At 60.8% G+C, this 16,997-nt stretch carries 14 protein-coding genes and 1 other RNA gene; 5 read left to right on the forward strand and 10 right to left on the reverse strand.

Going from position 1 to position 16,997, the window contains the following annotated elements; genetic code table 11:
* Positions 1-134: 134 nt before the first annotated feature.
* From NOM06_RS03585 to NOM06_RS03630, 10 genes are all read right to left on the reverse strand, one after another.
* Positions 135-977 carry an OST-HTH/LOTUS domain-containing protein gene (locus tag NOM06_RS03585; protein ID WP_255909937.1) on the reverse strand — a complete coding sequence of 281 codons (843 nt, stop codon included), beginning with the start codon at positions 975-977 and terminating at the stop codon, positions 135-137.
* Between the two features lie 88 nt (positions 978-1,065).
* The gene (locus NOM06_RS03590; protein ID WP_255909938.1) at positions 1,066-2,184 is read right to left on the reverse strand and encodes a site-specific integrase; all 1,119 of its coding nucleotides are present in this window, start codon (positions 2,182-2,184) and stop codon (positions 1,066-1,068) included.
* Positions 2,185-2,268: 84 nt separating this feature from the next.
* Positions 2,269-2,365: signal recognition particle sRNA small type (ffs, locus tag NOM06_RS03595), an RNA gene on the reverse strand.
* Between the two features lie 102 nt (positions 2,366-2,467).
* Positions 2,468-3,256 (reverse strand): sulfite exporter TauE/SafE family protein, encoded by a 789-nt coding sequence (locus NOM06_RS03600; protein WP_005360120.1) that lies wholly within the window; start codon positions 3,254-3,256, stop codon positions 2,468-2,470.
* A 105-nt stretch (positions 3,257-3,361) separates the two neighbouring features.
* Positions 3,362-4,798 (reverse strand): arginine-ornithine antiporter, encoded by a 1,437-nt coding sequence (arcD, locus tag NOM06_RS03605; protein ID WP_005336921.1) that lies wholly within the window; start codon positions 4,796-4,798, stop codon positions 3,362-3,364.
* A gap of 358 nt (positions 4,799-5,156) precedes the next feature.
* Positions 5,157-5,936 (reverse strand): SDR family oxidoreductase, encoded by a 780-nt coding sequence (locus NOM06_RS03610; RefSeq protein ID WP_255909939.1) that lies wholly within the window; start codon positions 5,934-5,936, stop codon positions 5,157-5,159.
* A 52-nt stretch (positions 5,937-5,988) separates the two neighbouring features.
* On the reverse strand, positions 5,989-6,891 hold the full coding sequence (gene mmsB / locus NOM06_RS03615; protein ID WP_255909940.1) for a 3-hydroxyisobutyrate dehydrogenase: 903 nt from the start codon (positions 6,889-6,891) through the stop codon (positions 5,989-5,991).
* Positions 6,892-6,942: 51 nt separating this feature from the next.
* The gene (locus NOM06_RS03620; RefSeq protein WP_255909941.1) at positions 6,943-8,055 is read right to left on the reverse strand and encodes an enoyl-CoA hydratase/isomerase family protein; all 1,113 of its coding nucleotides are present in this window, start codon (positions 8,053-8,055) and stop codon (positions 6,943-6,945) included.
* A gap of 18 nt (positions 8,056-8,073) precedes the next feature.
* The gene (locus tag NOM06_RS03625; protein WP_255909942.1) at positions 8,074-8,856 is read right to left on the reverse strand and encodes an enoyl-CoA hydratase; all 783 of its coding nucleotides are present in this window, start codon (positions 8,854-8,856) and stop codon (positions 8,074-8,076) included.
* A gap of 140 nt (positions 8,857-8,996) precedes the next feature.
* The gene (locus NOM06_RS03630; protein ID WP_255909943.1) at positions 8,997-10,154 is read right to left on the reverse strand and encodes an acyl-CoA dehydrogenase family protein; all 1,158 of its coding nucleotides are present in this window, start codon (positions 10,152-10,154) and stop codon (positions 8,997-8,999) included.
* Between the two features lie 304 nt (positions 10,155-10,458).
* Here NOM06_RS03630 and NOM06_RS03635 point away from each other — a divergent pair, with 304 nt between their 5' ends.
* Genes NOM06_RS03635 through NOM06_RS03655 form a run of 5 tightly spaced genes read left to right on the forward strand, consistent with a single transcriptional unit; the run spans position 10,459 to position 16,997 of the window.
* Entirely contained in the window at positions 10,459-11,601 is a 1,143-nt protein-coding gene (locus tag NOM06_RS03635; RefSeq protein WP_255909944.1) for an isovaleryl-CoA dehydrogenase, read from the forward strand.
* Positions 11,598-13,199, forward strand: a complete 1,602-nt coding sequence (locus NOM06_RS03640) for a carboxyl transferase domain-containing protein (RefSeq protein ID WP_255909945.1) — start codon at positions 11,598-11,600, stop codon at positions 13,197-13,199. The genes NOM06_RS03635 and NOM06_RS03640 overlap by 4 nt, the downstream gene beginning before the upstream one ends.
* Positions 13,200-13,210: 11 nt before the next feature.
* Positions 13,211-14,065 carry an enoyl-CoA hydratase-related protein gene (locus NOM06_RS03645; protein WP_058057197.1) on the forward strand — a complete coding sequence of 285 codons (855 nt, stop codon included), beginning with the start codon at positions 13,211-13,213 and terminating at the stop codon, positions 14,063-14,065.
* Positions 14,062-16,032: a biotin carboxylase N-terminal domain-containing protein gene (locus NOM06_RS03650; RefSeq protein ID WP_255909946.1), complete on the forward strand. Its 1,971-nt coding sequence runs from the start codon at positions 14,062-14,064 to the stop codon at positions 16,030-16,032. Before NOM06_RS03645 ends, NOM06_RS03650 begins: the two co-directional genes overlap by 4 nt.
* Positions 16,029-16,997 carry a hydroxymethylglutaryl-CoA lyase gene (locus tag NOM06_RS03655; protein WP_255909947.1) on the forward strand — a complete coding sequence of 323 codons (969 nt, stop codon included), beginning with the start codon at positions 16,029-16,031 and terminating at the stop codon, positions 16,995-16,997. Before NOM06_RS03650 ends, NOM06_RS03655 begins: the two co-directional genes overlap by 4 nt.

The raw sequence follows: 16,997 nt of genomic DNA on the forward strand, positions 1-16,997 counted from the left end.
AAGGAAGTGCGCACTAAAGTAGCGTAAACAAGACACCGGTTTGAGGCCGGTGTCAGGTGATAACTAGATCTGTACAAGCTGTGGAAATCGGTATCGATGGAATGATGGTTGCTAAACCATCATGCTGTATCAATTTAGGTTCGGCGTGTGCGATACCAAGTCACTCCACCTGTGGGAGATAGCCGCTTGTCTACTTCGAAGAGCTGGGAACAATGAATGACCTCCCGCCAACTACTACATCCGTACAGCTTTGGAGATAAGTCTGGCCACCGTTGGCCAATGCTATAAATGGCTTCGTTTAACTGTACCCAGCCGTTCTTGGCTAAGGAATGCTCTTCAAATTTCAGCTGTTGGATAATGGTGGTATTTTCCCAATTCTCGACAGGTTCACCCGGGATGATGCCGTACAAATAGAGACTCTCTCCGACTGGTGAGTTAATAAATTCAAGCAGTCTCTTCTTACTTTCTTCAAAAGCGATCAGGAGGGATTGTATCGTATCCCTATTGCTCTTGATGGTACTGGCTGCAGTAGACAGATAACTTATTGCCTCTTGGCAACTGGCCTCCGAGTTCAACGTAAAGCGTGACAGGAAATGATGCACCAGCTCATTTCGCAACTCGACCAATTGTTTGAGCTTTTCGCTCATCCACTCCCCGTCTTCCAGACCAACGCTGATGCTGATGTACGCTCGGTTGTGTAGGGCATCATCAATTTCTTGCTCATCGCCCAGCATAATTCTCTGGCTCCACTGACCAACCAAATGCCCCAGCGTCTTTCCAACTAAAAACTGGCGATAGCGTTCAATGTTGCCAACCAGCTCATCCGAAAATCCGCTCACCTTCATAGTGGGCAGGGCTGCTTTGAGCATCAATTCAAACTGCTGTAGCTGGAGGAGACATCGCCCGTACTCCAACGCAATTTGCTCTTTCAAGTCATTCAAATCAGATTGTGCCGTATCAGGCCTATTGTATTCCAACGGAGCTCTTCCTTGTTCTCATTAGCATCCAGCTAACAGTAGCTATTTGAATTGAAGTACCTACTAGATGTTCACCAATGTAACGCGTTCATAGTGCAGCTTCGATAGCGGCTTGTAACTTCTCGACTGCTACCCCACCACCATATCGGTCATAACTGATCGCTCCGTTGGTATGACCCAAGATCGCGGCAGCATATTGAAGAGGAATACCTTTATCTTTCAGAATTGTCGCTACCGTATGTCTCAAACTGTGGAAATCTTTAGGCACCGGCCGGTTGCGGCTGAACCACTGCCCCCAAAGGTGGCTGTAGCCGTCTTGGCGATGGGGCAGTTCGACGAAGAGCCTTCCCCCCACCCTCTCTTGCACAAACGCCAGGAAGCCAGCCTCTAGCACCGCCGAATGGATCGGAATGAGCCGCTTGCTGTTATCTGTCTTGAGCTTCTGGTCGGGTCTACCAGCCTGCACTTTGATACACCAGATGTTATCCACCAGCACCACATCATCGGCATAGAGCTGGCAGATTTCGTTGGCTCGAGCCCCCGTGTAGAGCCCCAACAGGGCTATCCAGCGGCGATAGGGCTCCTGCCTTTTCGCCCATTGGACGAACCTCTGCCTCTCCTCAATCGTGTAACCACTTCTGGCCTTGGTCTCTTTGACCCGCTGCAACTTGAGCCCAGCGAAATGGTTGACGATCCCCTCCTGATGGTTAGCCAGCCAGCTAAACAACAGGGAGAGCTTCTGGAGGTACTTGTTGATGGTGGCCGGACTCTTACCCGAGTTCAGTAGCCCATCCTTGAACATGACCACGTCAGCCTTGCTGTAGCCGGTCACAGGGCGATCCCCCAGTGCCTCGATAAAGGAGCCGAGATAGTTTTTCTGGTTCTTTCGCTCTTTGGGAGCCCAGGATAGGGCCTTCTCCTTCTGATAGCGGTCACTCAGGACTGACAGGAGCGGAGCAAGCGGTTTGGCCGCCCGAGCCACCGGCTTGGTGCTCGATTGATTTGGTGGGGTCTCTGATGCCTCAGCAGGCTCAACGCCAGATTTCGGTCTGGAACGCACGCAGGCAAGCAGCTGGGTCACCTTGTGACGTGCACAAAGTTTGTCTCGGGTATGCAGGGATTTTTTGATCTCTTTGCGGCGACCACAGGGGAGCGTGGTGACTTTCCGGTAATACCAGATGCCGTGGGGACTGAGCCAGAGATTCATCGATGAGCTCCTTGTCGTCCACACAAAGTGGATGACCAAGGGCTTTAGGAAGCTAACTTATTGATTTCCAGAAACAAGTGGTGGCCCTACCAGCCACATCCCGGCACTCGAGTCCCCCGCCTTGGCTGCTACCTTCCGGTCCTGACCAGGTCGACGGGTTATCAATGCGAGAGGACCAATAGGACCACCGGCGAGGAGAATAGGCAAACTGGGCGTTCAATGCAACGGCTTTCTACCCTCCAACAGATCGTTTGCCTTATTTTTCAACAATCTGCCGAATGAATCAGCTAAACAGCATAAATTTCGCCCCCACCAGCAGCATCAGCAGGGCAAAGGCCTGCTTGAGGCGTGTGGGTGACAGGCGGTGTGCCAGCTTGGCGCCAATGCGGGCGAACTGGGTACTGGTCAGCACAATGCCAAGCAGGGCAGGCAGATAGATGTAGCCCACACTCCACTCGGGCAGATCGGCATGATCCCAACCCGCATAGAGGTAGCTGAGGCTCCCCGCCAGCGCGATGGGCATGCTGCAGGCTGCAGAGGCCGCTACCGCATTGCGCATTGGCACCGAGTTCCAGCTCAGATAAGGGACGGTCAGCGAGCCACCGCCAATACCAAACAGCGCTGACATCCAGCCAATGATGGTACCGGCGATGCCTGTGCCGAGCGGCCCCGGCATATGGCGCTCCGCTTTGGGTTTAAGGTTAAGCCCCATCTGCAGCGCCATGCTCCAGGCGAAACAACCGATGATGATATTGAGGGTGCTGGTGCTGAGCAGATTGGCGGTCATGCCGCCAAGCCAGCCCCCGATCAGCATGCCGGCGCCGAGTCGGCGGATCATCACCCAGTCGACGGCGCCCGCCTCCCGGTGGGCCCGCAGCGAGCTGAATCCGGTAAAGATCATGGTGGGCAACGAGGTGCCGAGGGCCAGATGGGTAATGATTTCAGGGTCGATGCCCTGGGCGCGAAAGGTCATGACCAGCACGGGGACAATGATAAGACCGCCGCCGATCCCGAACAGTCCCGCCAGCATACCGGCAAAGGCGCCCAGCAGGAGGTAACCCATAAACAGCATAAAAATTCCTGTGTTAAACAAAAACTGGCCGAAACGGCCGGGCAACAGTGGATATCTGCATGAAAAAAAAGAGATGGCGCGAGGGCCATCTCTTCATTGTGCCGGTTAGTGCAGTGGAATGGTACCGTCCATCACCTTGTAGAAGGCCAGCACGGCACAGCCAAGCAGGGCCGCCGTCATCCCCTGCTCCAACCGGTTAAGGCCGCGCAGACCGTGATGCTGACGCGCCTTCCAGTAGATGAAGATGCCCGGGCTGTAGAGCAGCGCCACCAGCAACAGGTACTCCACACCGGCAGCGTATACCAGCCAGCAGCCGTAAACCGTCGCCACCAGGGCCAGCAGCAGGTCACGCTTGCGCTGATGAGGTTGACCCTGATAGGTCTCCCCTTTCAATGCCAGCTTCAGGCCATAAGCGCCCGAAAAGACGTAAGGCACCAGCGCCGCCGAGGTTGCGATGTTGACCAGCGCCAGATAGGTGCTGCTCTGGAAGTAGATGATGATCAAGAAGATCTGCACCAGACAGGTAGAGCACCAGAGGGACACCTGCGGCGAGCCGTTCTTGTTCTCCTTGGCAAACCAGCCCGGGAACACACCGGTCTTGCCTGCAATGTAGGGCACTTCAGCAGCCAGCACGGTCCAGCTGAGCAGAGCCCCCATCACCGACACCACCAGACCGATGTTGATAAGCCAGGCGCCCCAGGGGCCGACTACAGCTTCAAGGATCATGGCGGTCGAAGGGTTCTTGAGCGCCGCCAGTTGCGGCTGGCTCATGACACCTAGCGAAAACAGGGTCACCATCACATAGAGTGTCAGGGCGCCGAGCAACGCCAGCACTGTCGCACGGCCCACATCCTTGCGATGACGGGCACGGGCAGAGACCACCACGGCCCCTTCAATCCCGATAAAGACCCAGAGGGTCACCTTCATGGTGGACTTGACCTGATCCATCACGGAGCCCAGCTCCATGTTGTTCTGGCCCCAAATATCCAGAGTGAAGGTATCCATGTTGAAGGCCAGCAGGATCGCAACACAGAAGACGATGAGCGGCACCATCTTGGCGATGGTGGTGACGATATTCACCAGCGCAGCAACCTGTACCCCGCGCAGCACCAGCGCATGCACCGACCAGATCAGGATGGAGGCCAGCGTGATGGCCACCGGCGTATTGCCGTCACCGAAGATGACGTTGTCCGGCGTATCGAAGAAGTAGCTCAGGGCGCTGAACACCACGATGGCGTAAGAGACGTTAGCCAGCAGTTGGCAGAGCCAGTAACCCCAGGCGGCGTTGAAACCGATGAAATCGCCGAAACCGGCTTTGGCATAGCTGAAGATACCGCCATCGAGATCGGGGCGGCGCATGGAGAGGTTCTGATAGACTAGCGCGAGACAGATCATGCCAAGACCGGTGATGGCCCAACCCAGGGCGACCGCCCCGGCACTGGCATGCGCAGCAATGTTTTGTGGCAGACTGAAGACCCCGGCGCCGACCATGGAGCCGATCACCAGCGAAATGAGGGCGCCCAGCCCTAGTTTCTTGTCCATTTCAATCCTGTTTATTTAGGCGGCGGCAGAGCGTCCGTATTCATACTGCGCGCAATATGGGAGGGGCTGGGAATCCTGACCCCGTGAAAAAGGCGGCAACTATATTGCATGACTATTCCGACCGCAATCCCTCGTCCCGTCAATCATGCACCGCCTTGACCGCGCGCAATTTTACAGCACTGACCCATATGGCCTGTGAGCTGGCTCAAATTAACCAAGACCCATTGATATTTCTCATTTTTCCGCTAACACAACCTGACTCGCATGGTTCCTATGCATCGCCATTCAAGCACTCTCTGTATAAATAATCTGCATAAAAAAGCCCCGGTGGAAACACCGGGGCCCATTATGTAAATCCCTATAAACGCAAACCGCCATCCAGTTCTATCATCCTTCCCGACAGATAGTCGTTGGCAAAAATAAAGCTCACCGTCTCGGCCAGCTGTTGCGCCTCGCCAAGGGTGCCGACCGGAATGGCCTGCTGCATCCGCGCCATCGCCTCCGGCTTCATCGCCGCCGTCATGTCGGTGGCAAACACCCCGGGGGCAATCCCCATCACCCGAATGCCATGGCGCGCCAGCTCCCGCGCCCAGGTCACCACCAGCGAGGCAACCCCTGCCTTGCTGGCGGCATAGTTGCTCTGGCCAATATTGCCGGCGCGGGCGATGGAAGAGATGTTGATGATAACGCCCCCCTGCCCCCCTTGCGCCATCAGCGCCGCCCCTTCACGACCGCAGAGGAAGGTACCGGTGAGGTTGACGTCAATCACGCTCTGCCACTGGGCCAGCGTCATCTTCTCCACCAGCTCACCCTCTTTCACCTTGATCAGCATGCCATCGCGCAAAATGCCGGCGCAGTTGATAAGACCGTGCAGCACGCCAAAATGCTCCTTGATGCCAGCAAAAACCGACTCAACCTCGGCTTCGCTCGCCACATTGCAGACAAACAGCTCGCACTGGCTATCTTGATCGCACTGATCATTCTGGCTGTGTACCAGGGCTGCGGTCGCCTCCAGATCGGCGCGATTGATGTCGAGCAGTGCCAGCGTCGCCCCCTGTGCGCCCAGGGCCAGCGCAATGGCCCGTCCCAAGCCACGTCCGGCGCCGGTAATAACGATGACCTTATCTTTGATATCCATCAATGCTCCTTGTAGCTGGTCGAAGGGAGATGCCTTGAAGAGAGGTGGCCCGTCAGGCGGGATCCTGTTTATCCAGATAGAGTTCGACGATGCTGGAGAAATCGCGGCTCCCCTGCCCCTTAGCGGCATGCAGGTTGAACAGGTTACGCGCGAGCGCCCCCATGGGCACAGCGCTGTGGCTATGCTCGGCCAGCGCCATGGCCAATCCCAAATCTTTCACCATCAAACGGGTCATAAAGCCCCCCTGATAGTTGCGGGCGGCAGGGACATTCTCCATCACCCCGGGCCAGGGGTTGTAGCGCTCCAGACTCCAGTTGTTGCCGGAGCTCTTGCCCATGATGGTGGAGAGCACGGCGGGATCCAGTCCCTCCTTCACCCCGAGGGCCAGCGCCTCGGCAGTGCCCGCCATATGGATCGCAAGCAGCATGTTGTTGCACATCTTGGCGATCTGCCCGGCACCCAGCGCCCCGGCGTGAAACAGGTTCTGCCCCATGCAGGCGAGCAGAGGTTTCGCCGCCTCGAAATCCGCCACGTTGCCGCCAACGATAAAGGTGAGCGTCCCGGCGGCCGCACCGGCGACACCGCCCGAGACAGGGGCATCGATAAAGCGCAAACCGCGTGCGCGGGCCGCCTCCCCGACCTGACGGGCAGAGTCGACATCGATAGTGGAGCAGTCGATCACCAGTGCGCCAACCGGCAGGGCCGCCAGCAGATCCTGCCCCTCAGACAGCCAAAGATCGCGCACATGTTCCCCCGCAGGCAACATGCTGATCACCACCTCGCAGCCAGTCACCGCCTCACGGGCATCCCCCGTGGCGATGCAGCCAGCGGCGATGGCGCGCTCAATGTTTTGGGCCACCAGATCAAACACCTGCACCCTGTGCCCGGCCCTGGCCAGATTTGCCGCCATGGGCCCCCCCATGTTGCCGAGCCCGATAAACCCTATCCTTGTCATCCCGCTTGCTCCTTGCGTTGCTGATGGTGGCGTCCGCCGGTTGCCAAGATGTTATTCCTTGCAGGCCAACGGATTGCGCCCCTGCGGCCAGCGATAGAACTCGTCCAGCCACTCCCCCTCCGGTGGCAACTGTTGCCAGCGGGGATCTTTATCCTTGTCGATCAGCAGTGCCCGTACCCCTTCCACAAAATCCCCCTTCAGCACGCAGTTGACCGAGAGGGTCAGCTCCTCGGCAAATACCTCTGCCAGTGAGTTGCGGCGAGCCTGCCAATATTGGCGCCACAAAATGGCGCGGCTGATGGGGCTGCCGGTGCGGCAAACCTGCTGCGCCTGCTGGAGCACAGCTTCATGTTCATCGAACTGGGCATCGAACAGCCGCGCCAATACCCCTTGCAACGTGCGCCCCGCCAGCAGGGTATCGATCCTCTGTTGATGGGGCAGCAATACAGGCGCTGGCAACCGGGCCGCCACCTCACGGTGCAATTCCCTGAGCAGCAGATCGATCTGCTCACGGGGATCACCACTGCCAGTCCAGTCGAGCACGGCGAGGCGTAACAACAGCGCACTGCGCTCACCACTGGCGATGGCGTGATCCGCCAGCCCAAGACCGATGGCATCACTCCCGTTGAAGCGGGCGCCAGTCAGACCGAGCCAGAGCCCGAGCCGCCCCGACATCCTGCTTAAAAACCAGCTCGCTCCCACATCGGGGTAGAGGCCGATGGTCACCTCCGGCATGGCGAACAGGCTTCTTTCGGTCACCACCCGAAAATCGGCACCGGCAAACAGACCAATGCCGCCCCCCATGCAGATACCGTCCGCCATGCAGATCAGGGGCTTGCGATAACTGTGGATGTGGTGGTCGAGCCGATACTCCTGCTCGAAAAAGTCGCGGGCATACTCGAACAGTTCCGCCTCGCTCGCCTCCTGCTTGCGGTAATAGAAGGAGCGGATATCGCCACCGGCACAAAATGCCTTCTCACCCGCCCCCTGCAGCAGCACACAGACGATGGCGGGATCCTGCTCCCAACGGGTCAGCGTCTGTTGCAGGATCCGGATCATCGGCAGGCTCAATGCGTTGAGAGACGCAGGGCTGTCGAGGGTCAACACCCCGATCTGATGGCCATCTTCGGTGGGATAACAGCTAACCTTGACCGGCTCACTCATAAACGGCTCCGTATGGATTTACTCTGTTGGGCCATATTGCCAGCGCGGTAAGCGTTTCTCCAGGAAGGCAGCCACCCCTTCACGCTGGTTGGCATCGCTAAAGAGATCGAGAAACAGCGACCGCTCAAGGGGCAAGGCGGCATCCCGCGGGCCGCTGCGGCCCTGATTAATCAGGGTCTTGCAGGCGCGCAGGGCGCTCGGGCTCTGACGCTCCACCAGATGGGCCATCTGGTGCGCCGCCTCCCACGCCTGACCGGTTTTCACCACCTCCTCCACCAGCCCCATCTCGTAGGCCAGCGAGGCACTCACCTTCTCGCCACAGAGGATCATCCGTTTGGCCCAGCCCGGCCCCACCAGCTCGGTCAGACGCTGGGTGCCACCGGCACAGGGAAGCAAGCCCACCGAAGCTTCCGGCAGTCCCAGCAACGCCTGCTGCTCGGCGATGCGGATATCACAGGCCAGCGCCACTTCCAGGCCGCCTCCCATGGCATAACCATTGATGGCGGCGATACTGACGCCGTGAAAGCGGGCCAGCGCCTCGAAAGCCTTGCCAAAGGCCTCGGCCACTTCGCGGGCCTGCTCGACATTCCCCTCGACAAACATATTGAGGTCGGCACCGGCGCAGAAAAATTTGTCGCCCGCACCACGGATCACCAGTGCCACCACATCGGGACGACTGTCAAGCTCCACCATCATCTGCAAAAAGGCCTGCAGGCTGGCGAGGGTCCAGGTGTTGGCAGGGGGATGGTCGAGGGTGATATAGGCCACGTGGCCATGATATTCGAGTCTGATCCTTGTCATAGCATTGTCCTTGTCGATGAAGCTGCCGCCATGATGACAGGCTTGAATGACACCAACCTGTGGCTGGCTCACAAAGCCGAAACCGGCATGGCATGGTGCAAATCGGGTGGCAGGCAACACACCCTTGATGCGACCACCGGTTAGCCCAGCGACAAACCGGGATCGGCCAGCATGCGGCGCGCGATGATGAGTCGCATCACCTCGTTGGTGCCCTCCAGAATGCGGTGTACCCGGGTATCGCGCAGATAGCGCTCGAGCGGATACTCGCGGATATAACCATAGCCGCCAAAGAGTTGCAGAGCCTCATCACAGACTCGATAACCAACATCGGTAGCAAACCGTTTGGCCATGGCGCACCAGGCTCTCTTGTCGGGTGCCCCGCGATCCAGCTTGTCAGCGGCCTGACGCACCAGCAAACGGGCGGCAGCCAGCTCGGTCGCCATATCGGCCAGGCGAAACTGCACGCTCTGGAATTCGCTGATCGGGTGACCAAATTGCTGGCGTTGCTGCACATAAGCCAGCGCATCGTCCAGCGCCTGCTGGGCTGTGCCCACCGAACAGGTGGCAATATTGATGCGCCCCCCATCGAGGGCCTGCATGGCGAACTTGAACCCTTCCCCCTCCTCACCCAGCCGGTAGCAGGCGGGAATTTGCACTCCGTTGAACGCCACTTCCCGGGTCGGCTGGCTGTTCCAGCCCATCTTCTCTTCGGGCTTGCCATAGACGATGCCCGCGCTATCTGCCGGCACCATAAAGGCAGAGACCCCCTTCGCACCTTCACCACCGGTACGGGCCATCACCACCAGCACGTCAGTGCTGCCCGCTCCCGAGATAAAGACCTTGGTCCCCTCGATGAGGTAGCTGTCACCCTCGCGCACAGCCCGGGTCTTGAGTGCCGCCGCATCGGAGCCAGCCCCCGGCTCGGTGAGGCAATAGGAGCCCAGCAGCTCGCCGCTGGCCAGTTTGGGCACCCACTCCTTGGCAACCTCGGTGGGCAACCAGCTGCCCAGCATCCAGCTCACCATGTTGTGAATGGTCAGATACGCAGTGGTCGAGGTACAGCCCATGGCGAGGCGTTCGAAGATGAGGCTCGCATCGAGGCGCGGCAGCCCCAATCCGCCAAACTGCTCCGGGGTATAGAGACCACAAAAACCTAGCCCGGCCGCCTGCTTGATGGTCGGGATCGGAAACTCATGCTCCTTGTCCCAGCGCGCGGCATGGGGTTTGAGCGCCTCATCGGCAAAGGCGGCGGCCGCCTCCACATACGCCTGTTGATCATCGGTCAGGGTAAAATCCATCTTGTCGTTCACTCCCTTGTTGCCCGCATTTATTTTCCTGAGTTGGAGCTTTATGACGCGGCGCCCACACACTGGTCATTCGGATCTGCCACTATGGCGCTGTTGTCGTGGTAGCTGATGACGATCTCACTACCACCGCTTTATCGACACACAACAGATTAACAATTGATTTACGTTTACGCTAACGTAAACTTGTGACAGAAGTGAAGTACAAAAATGGACCGACCACTGCCAACCTTGAAGCCGAGTCAGCCGGTCGAACCCACCTTCCTACCCGACTGTCATATCCGCAAGGAGAGCATGAATGCAGATGGATGAGACCCTGAATGCCCTGACCGAACAGGTTGCGGCCTTCTGCCAGAAAGTGATCGCCCCGCGCGCCAGCGAGATCGATCAGAGCAACACCTTCCCCCGTGATCTCTGGCCCCGGATGGGTGAACTGGGGCTGCACGGCATCACGGTGGCGGAGGAGTATGACGGGGTAAACCTCGGCTATCTGGCCCACGTGCTGGTGATGGAACAGGTGAGCCGCGCCAGCGCCTCGGTCGGCCTCTCCTACGGCGCCCACTCCAATCTCTGCATCAATCAGATCCACCGCCACGGCACGGCGGAGCAAAAAGCACGCTACCTGCCCACGCTGGTAAGCGGCGAACATGTGGGGGCGCTGGCCATGAGCGAGCCGGGAGCCGGGTCCGATGTGGTCAGCATGCGCCTCACCGCGGAGCGCGAGGGGGATCACTTCGTGCTCAACGGCAACAAGATGTGGATCACCAACGGACCCGATGCCGACACCTTCGTCATCTATGCCAAGACCGATGCCGCCGCCGGGCCCAAAGGGATTTCCGCCTTTATCGTCGAGGCGGGAACTCCCGGTTTTTCCACCGCCCAGAAGCTCGACAAGCTCGGCATGCGCGGCTCCAGTACCTGCGAGCTGGTGTTCGACAACTGCCGGGTGCCGCAGGAGAACCTGCTGGGCCCCCTGCACGGCGGGGTCAAGGTACTGATGAGCGGGCTCGACTACGAGCGGGTGGTGCTGGCAGCAGGCCCCCTTGGCATCATGCAGGCCTGCATGGACGTGGTGCTCCCCTATGTGCGCGAGCGCAAGCAGTTCGGCCAGGCCATCGGCGAGTTCCAGCTGGTGCAGGGCAAGCTCGCCGACATGTATACCCGTCTCGCCAGCAGCCGGGCGCTGGTCTATTCGGTGGCGAGCGCCTGCGATCAGGGTCGCACCAGCCGTAAAGATTGCGCCGCCGCCATCCTGTTTGCCGCCGAAAACGCCACCCAGATGGCGCTCGATGCTATCCAGCTGCTCGGCGGCAACGGTTACATCAACGAATACCCCACTGGCCGCCTGTTGCGGGACGCCAAACTCTACGAGATCGGCGCCGGCACCTCGGAGATCCGCCGCTGGCTCATCGGCCGCGAGCTGATGGGGGATAACCCATGAGCAAGATCCACTCCCGCCTCGACACGGCGAGCCCGGAATATGCGGCCAATCGGGCCGCCATGCAGGGGCTGGTCGATGATCTCCACGCCCGCATGGCCGAGATCGCGCTAGGGGGCGGCGCGGCCAACAACGCCCGCCATCAGGCCCGTGGCAAGCTGCTGCCCCGCGAGCGCATCAATCAGCTGCTGGACCCGGGCTCCCCGTTTCTTGAACTGTCGGCGCTGGCTGGCTGGCAGGTCTATGACGAGCCGGTGCCCGCAGCCGGTATCATCACCGGCATCGGCCGGGTCTCGGGCCGGCTCTGCATGCTGGTGGTGAACGACGCCACCGTGAAGGGGGGCACCTACTACCCGCTCACGGTGAAAAAACACCTGCGTGCCCAGACCATCGCCGAGCGGCTGCGTCTCCCCTGCCTCTATCTTGTGGATTCCGGCGGCGCCTTTCTGCCGATGCAGGATGAGGTGTTCCCCGACCGGGATCACTTTGGCCGCATCTTCTACAACCAGGCCCGCATGTCGGCCCAGAACATTCCCCAGCTGGCGGTGGTGATGGGACTCTGCACCGCTGGCGGCGCCTACGTGCCCGCCATGGCTGATGAATCCATCATGGTCAGGGAGCAAGCCACCATCTTTCTGGCGGGTCCGCCGCTGGTCAAGGCCGCCACCGGCGAGGAGATCAGCGCCGAGGCCCTGGGCGGCGCCGAAGTGCACTGTGCCCACTCCGGCGTTGCTGATCATATGGCCCGTGACGATGCCCATGCGCTGGCCATCGCCCGCACGCTGGTTACTCATCTGGGTAACGAGCCGATAGAGAGCAGCCCCGGCTACGAGCCCCCCTGCTACCCCATAGAGGAGCTCTACGGTCTGGTGGGCACCAGTCTCAAACGCCCTTACGACGCCCGCGAACTGATTGCCCGATTGGTGGATGGCTCTGACTTTGACGAATTCAAGGCGCTGTTCGGCACTACACTGGTGACCGGCTTTGCCCGTATTTGCGGCATGGAAGTGGGGATCCTCGCCAACAACGGCGTGCTACACAGCGACAGTGCCCAGAAGGGGGCCCACTTTATCCAGCTCTGTAACCGCCGCGCCATCCCGCTGCTCTTTTTGCAGAACATCACCGGCTTTATGGTGGGGAGTAGTGCAGAAAAGGAGGGGATCGCCAAGCACGGCGCCAAGCTGGTGACCGCAGTGGCCTGCAGCCGGGTGCCAAAGATCACCCTGATCGTCGGCGGCAGCTTTGGTGCCGGCAACTACGGCATGTGTGGCCGCTCCTATGAACCCGATTTTCTCTTTAGCTGGCCCAACAGCCGCATCTCCGTCATGGGGGGCGAGCAGGCGGCCGGGGTGCTGGTGCAGGTGCGCCGGGACAAGCTGGCTGCCGAGGGCAAGAGCCTGAGCGAGCAGGAGGCGGCCGCCATCCGTGCCCCGGTGATCGAGCAGTATGAGCGGCAGGGTCACCCCTACTTCGCCAGCGCCCGCCTCTGGGATGATGGCGTCATCGACCCGGCCCAGAGCCGCACCGTACTGGCACTGGCGCTCGCCGCCTGTCAGGGTGCCCGCATTGAACCCGAGCAGTACGGCATCTTCCGGATGTAAGGAGCAAACCCATGTCAGATCCACTTACTTCCTCAGCACTTGGCTCTTCAACACAGGGCCCGTTTCGGCTGGAGCGGCACGGCCCGCTGGCCGAGCTGGTGCTGTCGCGCCCGGCCCGCCACAACGCCTTTGATGCCGACCTGATGCTGGGGCTGCTCGACTGTCTCGATGATCTGGCCCATCTTCATGGTCATGATCTCGCCGAACGTCCTCACGCCCTGCTGCTACGTGCCGAAGGCAAACACTTTTGCGCGGGCGCCGATCTCAACTGGATGCGCAATCTGGCCCACGCCGATTTCGAGCACAATCGCGAAGACGCCCGGGTACTGGCCCGGCTGATGCAGACCCTCGACGAGCTCCCCTTCCCCACGGTAGCGCTGGTGCAGGGGGCCGCCTATGGCGGGGCGCTGGGCCTCATCTGCGCCTGCGATCTGGTGCTGGCCAGCGATGATGCCCGCTTCTGTCTCTCCGAGGTGAGCCTGGGCCTGGTGCCTGCGGTGATAAGCCCCTACGTGGTACGTGCCATGGGAATGCGTCAGGCGCGCCGCTACATGCTCAGTGCCGAGCCGTTCGATGCCATTACCGCCTGTCGGCTCAATGTGGCACACCAACTCTGCAAGCCGGATCAACTGCTGGCGGAGGGACGGGCGCAGGCCCTTCGTCTGTGCCGCAACGGGCCGGAAGCAATGAAAGAGACCAAACGACTGCTGGCGGCGATAGAGGCCCATCCTTCCCGCCTGCACGAAGAGAAAACCGTCGAGACCATCGCCCGGGTTCGGGTGGGGCTCGAAGCCCAGGAAGGGATGCAGGCCTTCTTCGACAAACGTCCTCCCGCCTGGCGTCCCCGTTTCAAGGATGAGACATGAACTATCACACCCCGATTAAACGTCTGCTAATCGCCAATCGCGGCGAAATCGCTGTGCGCATCATCAAAACGGCGAAACGCCTCGGCATTCACACCATCGCCCTCTACTCCGATGCCGACGCCCACGCCATGCACACCCACCTGGCCGATGAGGCCTGGCATCTGGGGCCCGCACCTGCCAGAGAGAGCTATCTCGACACCGGCAAGGTGCTGAAGATTGCCAAAGAGGCGCGCGCCGATGCCATCCATCCCGGTTACGGCTTTCTGTCGGAAAACAGCGATTTTGCCACCGCCTGCGAGCAGCGTGGCCTGCGCTTTGTCGGCCCAAGCGGCGCCGCCATTCTCGCCATGGGCGACAAGTCGGGCGCCAAGGTGCTGATGCAGGCAGCCGGTGTGCCGGTGCTGCCCGGCTATCACGGCACGGATCAGCGGCCGGACTTCTTGCGCGATCAGGCGAGCCAGATTGGCTTCCCGCTGCTTATTAAGGCCGCCAGTGGCGGCGGTGGCAAGGGGATGCGCCGGGTCGATCAGCTGGCCGACTTTGACGAGTCGCTAGCGGCAGTCAAACGGGAAGCCAAGGCCGCCTTTGGCGACGATCTGGTGCTGCTGGAGCGCTATCTGCCCCAGGCTCGCCATGTTGAGGTGCAGGTCTTTGCCGATAGCCTCGGCAACGCCATCTATCTGGGGGACAGGGACTGCTCCTTGCAGCGACGCCATCAGAAGGTGATCGAAGAGGCGCCCGCCCCCGACATCCCTCCGGCTCTGCGCCGCGCCATCGGGGATGCGGCCGTGGCCGCAGCCAAAGCCATCCATTATCAGGGGGCGGGCACCATCGAGTTCCTGCTCTGCAAGGATGAGTTCTTCTTTATGGAGATGAACACCCGGCTGCAGGTAGAGCATCCGGTCACCGAAGCAGTGACCGGACAGGATCTGGTGGCCTGGCAGCTGGCGGTGGCCGAAGGCAAGCCGCTGCCACTCACTCAGGAGGAAGTGGTGCTGCGCGGCCATGCGGTGGAAGCGCGCCTCTACGCCGAGGATGTGGCGGCCGGTTTTCTGCCTGCCAGCGGGCCTATCCACTGGCTCCACTGGCCCGTTGGCGTGCGCATCGACACCGGCGTCACCGCTGGCGATGAGGTCAGCCCCTATTACGATCCCATGATCGCCAAGCTGATCGCCCACGGCCAAAGCCGCACCGAGGCGTTCGCCAAACTGGCCGATGCGCTGGCGGCGCTGGACCTCGGCCCGCTGGTGCACAACGGCGCGCTCTTGCTGCGCCTTTGTGAAGAGCCTGACGTCCTGGCCATGGGCCACCATACCCAGTGGCCCATACCCACCACAGCACGGCCCATTCCTGAGCTCGCCTGGCCGCTGGCTACCCTCTGGCTGGCGAGCCGCCCTGCGGGCACCTCCCCCTGGCAGCAAGCCTGCGGATTTCGGCTGGGGCCGGATCGCTGCTGGACAGCGGCGGTGCGCATCGGTGATGAGCACCGGGTATTGACCCTTAACGATCATGGCGGCCAGTTTGAGTGGCAAGGGGAGACTCATTGCTACCAGAGAGGTGACGATAATATCCGGCTGCAGCAAGGTGACTGCAGGCAACAGATCCCCATTCAGACGGTCGCAGGCTCGGAGGCAGCCTTCATCATGACCCTGGGGGGCCAGCGCATCCGCTTCGCGGCCGATGATCGGCAGCACAGCCACCACCATGATCAGGCAAACGAGAAGGCGCAGGGCGCCATCGCCCCCATGCACGGCATAGTGGTAGCCGTGCTGGTCGAGCAGGGGCAAACAGTCAGCAAGGGGCAACCCCTGCTGGTGCTGGAGGCGATGAAGATGGAACACCAGTTGCGTGCAGAGCGGGACGGGGTAATTGAAGCCCTGCAGTGCAAACAGGGCGAGCAGGTAAGCCAGGGAACCATGCTGGTGCGCTTTGCCGAAGAGACTGCTTCACAGGAGGAACACCCATGAACCGATCACAGGACGTCCGTGACGACAGGGTCAGTCTGGTGGAGATGGGGCCGCGAGATGGTCTGCAAAATGAAGCTGCGCCCCTCTCCCTGGTACAGCGGCTGGAGCTGATCCAGCGCCTTACCGACAGCGGCCTGCAACGCATCGAGGTGGGTGCCTTTGTCTCTGCCAAAAAAGTGCCGCAGATGGCGGACTCCGCAGCGCTGTTCGAGGCACTGCCGCGCAAGGGCTCAACCCGTTACGGCGCTCTGGTGCCCAATCTGCAAGGCTTGCAGGCAGCCATTGCCGCCCGCGCCGATGAGATTGGCCTCTTCACAGCCTGCTCCGACGGTTTTACCCGCGCCAATATCGGCATCAGCGTGGAGGAGTCGCTGGTGCGCTTCGCCCCGCTGGTGCAGGAGGCGCGCCGCCTCGGCATCAAGGTGCGTGGCTACCTCTCCACCGTCATCGCCTGCCCGTTCGATGGCCCGACCCGCCCGAAACGGGTCGCCGCCATGGCCGAACAGTTGCTGGATCTCGGCTGCCACGAAATTTCGCTGGGGGACACCATAGGCGTTGGCACCCCCGGCACGGTGGCGCCCATGCTGGATGCGGTGCTGCACGAGATCCCGGCGGGGCGACTCTCGGTCCATTTTCACGACACCTACGGTCAGGGCTTGGCCAACCTGCTACCCGCGCTGGAGCGTGGCATTCGCACCATCGACTGCTCGGTGGCGGGGCTTGGCGGCTGCCCCTATGCGCCGGGCGCCTCCGGCAATGTGGCGTCAGAAGAGGTGGTCTACCTGCTACACGGCCTTGGCATGACGACGGGGGTGGATCTCGACAAACTGGCGGCCACCGGCCAGTGGGTGAGCGAGCAGCTCGCTCGCCCCAACGGCTCGCGGGTCGGTCAGGCCCTGCACGCCAATGCCGAGCGGCTGCGTGCCCGCCTCTGCCAGCCACACGCCCAGCAACAGGAGTCATGA

Source organism: Aeromonas sp. JL9 (assembly GCF_024436075.1).
Lineage (GTDB): Bacteria > Pseudomonadota > Gammaproteobacteria > Enterobacterales > Aeromonadaceae > Aeromonas > Aeromonas veronii.